This window comes from Paraburkholderia sp. SIMBA_027, assembly GCF_046535315.1.
Taxonomy (GTDB): Bacteria; Pseudomonadota; Gammaproteobacteria; order Burkholderiales; family Burkholderiaceae; genus Paraburkholderia; species Paraburkholderia tropica.
This window is the reverse complement of the sequence record NZ_JAWRWY010001079.1, coordinates 1-255: the sequence shown is the minus strand read 5'-3', so window position 1 is coordinate 255 and position 255 is coordinate 1. Positions and strand designations below refer to the sequence as shown.

At 64.7% G+C, this 255-nt stretch carries 1 protein-coding gene; it reads left to right on the top strand.

Annotated elements, in window-relative coordinates; all coding sequences use genetic code 11:
- The coding region (locus SB764_RS42430; RefSeq protein WP_410867098.1) for an amidohydrolase family protein at positions 1-255 on the top strand (255 nt) is incomplete at both ends.

The following is a 255-nucleotide window of genomic DNA, read 5'->3' as shown; positions in this document are numbered from 1 at the left end:
ATCGCGGCGATCGGCAATCTGTCGAACTGGCTCGCCGAAGAGGTGATCGAGGCCAATGGCCGCGCGCTGGCGCCGGGTTTCATCGACGTTCATACGCATGACGACACGCACGTGATCCGTTCGCCGCAAATGTTGCCGAAGATCACCCAGGGCGTGACGACGGTGATCGTCGGCAACTGCGGGATCAGTGCGTCGCCGGTCGCGTTGAAGGGCGAACCGCCCGATCCGATGAACCTGCTCGGCGAGCGCGACGCG